The sequence below is a fragment of the Streptococcus sp. DD04 genome (genome assembly GCF_001578725.1).
Taxonomy (GTDB): Bacteria; Bacillota; Bacilli; order Lactobacillales; family Streptococcaceae; genus Streptococcus; species Streptococcus sinensis.
The window spans coordinates 359,181-362,402 of record NZ_KQ968977.1; the positions used below are offsets into that span (position 1 = coordinate 359,181).

3 protein-coding genes are annotated in these 3,222 nt (G+C 41.8%); 1 reads left to right on the forward strand and 2 read right to left on the reverse strand.

Translation table 11 applies throughout. From position 1 onward, the window contains the following. Positions 1–187: ATP-binding cassette domain-containing protein (locus STRDD04_RS04465; protein ID WP_156469050.1), on the reverse strand; the 187-nt coding region annotated here is incomplete at its 3' end. A gap of 149 nt (positions 188–336) precedes the next feature. Here STRDD04_RS04465 and STRDD04_RS04470 point away from each other — a divergent pair. Beyond that, complete coding sequence (locus tag STRDD04_RS04470; protein WP_062199701.1) at positions 337–891, forward strand: TetR/AcrR family transcriptional regulator; 555 nt, start codon at positions 337–339, stop codon at positions 889–891. A 128-nt stretch (positions 892–1,019) separates the two neighbouring features. On the opposite strand, the gene STRDD04_RS04475 is transcribed toward STRDD04_RS04470, so the two are convergent. Next, positions 1,020–3,074, reverse strand: a complete 2,055-nt coding sequence (locus STRDD04_RS04475; RefSeq protein ID WP_062199703.1) for a C69 family dipeptidase — start codon at positions 3,072–3,074, stop codon at positions 1,020–1,022. Between the last annotated feature and the right edge of the window lie 148 nt (positions 3,075–3,222).

A 3,222-nucleotide genomic window follows, 5' to 3' on the forward strand; every position in this document is an offset into this window, starting at 1 on the left:
GCCCTTCATCATTGGTATCCATGCCTCCCAAGATATTGAGGACGGTTGACTTGCCGGCACCGGAAGCCCCCAAAATAATGACCAGCTCTCCTTTTTCAATTTCAAAAGAAATATCATTGTTCGCAATAATTTCTGTATCGCCTGTTTGATAGCATTTAAAACTATTTTTCAACTCAATATAAGCCATTCCCTCACCCTTTCATTCTTTATAACTAGCAGATTTTTTATTAAATAAACAACATGTTGATTATTTATCAAAGATATTATATAATGGAAACAAGTGAATTGCAATAGTCAAAAATCAACAAAGTGTTGATTTAATAAAAAGGAGCAAAGATGGCCCAAAAACGCCAAACATCCACCAAGGAAGACATCAAGGAAGCTCTAATCCAGCTGCTTTCAGAAGAAAAATTTGAAAATATTTCTGTCAGTAAACTTTGCAAGCGAGCCGGTATTAATCGCGGAACATTTTATCTGCATTACATTGATAAGTATGATATGATGGAGCGCCTCAAAGAGGAAATTATCTCCCAGCTGCGCAGCCTTTTTGAAGAACATGCAACATCTCCCCGAGAGCTGATGATGGCAAATTTCCAAAATCTCAAGGAAAATGAGCGCCTGATCAATGCCGTGGCAAAGAGCAAATATATCAACTTTCGGGAAACCATTCGAGAATTCATGACTAGCATTATCCTCAGCGAGCAACAAACTGCCAGTACCGAGGCCTTTCTCCGAGAAAATTTCCGAGTCCCAGAGAAATATGCTCTGGAGATTTTCCTATCCAGCATTGAGGGAATTGTCTCTCTCTGGATTACAAGCGGTGCTCAGGAAAGTCCGGAAGAAATCACTGACATCATCCTCAATACTTACGACTACAGTCAGTGGTATTGAGATAGGCATTCAGTTTATTTTTTATTATAGGCTTAGCTTCACTCAGAATATGTGTGAACTAAAAAATCTAGTAAGTTCATCATTTGTAAAAATCCCTTCAATCATTCGATTGAGGGGATTTCTGGCTTCTATTTCTTTTTAGATTTTTTCAAAACGTAGATAACAACACCCAAAAGAATAACACCAATAATTCCTAAGAATGTGACTTGTTCACCAGTGGATGGTAAGAATTTGCTTGTCTTTTTAACATCAGGGCTTGGTTTTTTATATTGAATTTGATAGCTTGAAAAATGGCTTGTCGTGAAATGGACTGTTCCATTTTCATTTACAGTAAACTCAAATTTTTCAGCTGGCTTGCCGTCTTTAAGGTCATAGACTCCTTCTACAGTCGCTCCCTTGCGGATTGGCATGGTCACCAGAGTAGGGCTGACCTGATGGACTGGCTGACCTTGCTGGTCTGTCAGCTTGATGTCATAAGTATCTGCATTTTGGTCGTCTGTGTTTACTTTAGTCACAGATAGTTTCAGGCCGGCCTTGACCAAGTCAGCATTTTTCAGACTGATACCTGTCGCATCGTCTACCAAACTATCAATAACCTGCTGATCAGTAGAAGATTGGGAGCTGGAACTGCTGGTGCTGGAGGTAGATGAGCTGCTGGAAGAAGTGCTCGTCTCTGCAGAAGAGCTAGATGATGAACTGCTGGAATCAGACGGTTTTGTCTCAGCTTCTTTAATCTTAGCTTCCATTTCTGCTTCCAGAGCTTTCATTTCTTTGAATACAGCTTCTGCTCTGGCTATGCTTTCAGCAGTCACTTGAGCAGATGAATCTTCTAATCCCGCATTGGCAAGGTCCAAACCGGCCTGTTCTTCAATCATTTTGGCTTCTAAAGCCTTCCACTTATCCTGGATAGAAGTGCCAAAGAGATCCTGATGTTTAGCCGCCATGTCATAGATATGGGATGCAACCCAGTACCAAGAGTCTGGACTGTAGCTAGTTGTGTTGACCTTATAAGCACCGTAAGTATCTGTGATATTACCATTGTAAGGAAGATAAGGGGAGAAACGCGGACTGCCTACTGCCAGCCACATAGTACCGCCACCCATGCTGGCAGGCATATTGTCTTTGAGTTGGAAAACATGGGCTTCCATAACGTTCGGATTGCCTAGTGGATATTTGTAAACGGGATCTACTGAACCGCGCTGAGGGATGCCCTTACCGTCCAGTTCCATCTGATCTAAAGGCTTGAACTGAGTACCTTCAAAACGGTTGCGCTGCATTTTCATGACATCAGCCACTGAGATTTTCTTATTCGTGCTGTGCATGAGATCAAAGTAGGCATCGTTATAAGAAATCGGTGCCTCCGGATCTAGGCTGGTAATCCCCGCCCAAGCGCGAGAACGGTCTGCTTCTGCCATAGGCGGATTGTAGGATTGAGAAATGTGGAATTTCCCGTCGATTTCCTTATAAGAATCGGCCTTCTTGGCTACTTCTTCTACACCTTCAGAGGCAATAACATTTTCTGTATCAGCAAAGTCGACACTGCCTAAGAAGAAGGTATTAGGAAAGACTGCGTATTTGTCATCTGGAAACTTAATCGCTACATACTGGTGCCCAGACAAGATTTCCATATACCAGACGCCGGTCTTATCTGCGATGGTGATGATATTGCCCTCAGCAGCACCTTGCTCAGTTACAATTTTCCCCATCAGCTCTACCCCTTCGCGAGCCGTCTTGACATGAGGCAGGACTACAGTGGTTAAGATAGACTCGGCCAATCCCTTCTCCACATAAGGATCCACCTTTTGAATAGCCTTATTGGCCTTAGCTGAGACAGTCGCTGAGATGGAGACACCATACTCATTAAAACCAACCTCATCGTAGATTCCATCTGCAGGGGTCACATCTGAAACAGAAGTATATTTATAGCTTTCGGCAGGAAGGGTCCATTCAAACCCATTGACCTGATCGACTAATTTTTCGCCTGCTGCATTAGTCTTTCGCTCATGAACCAGAAAGACCTTGTTATGATTTGGCTCCAAATCTTCTGTCCGGCCATAAAGAGTTGAGCCGTCTGTTGTTAAGTTCTTGCCGACGATAAAGCCTGTACAGGCCTCTACTATCTGAAAAGGAAGCAGGAAAATCGTCAAGAGAGCAAGAAGTGAACGAAAAAGTACTTTTTTCATACATTTCTCCTTTATTTTGTATATTTTTTGTAGAATTGTAATACCACACTTAGTATACTATTTATAATATTATAATGCAAGCGGTTTCAAGAAATCTATTCTCAATTTTTTTGATAACTAGCCAATTGACTTTTTCTTAAAAAGATGG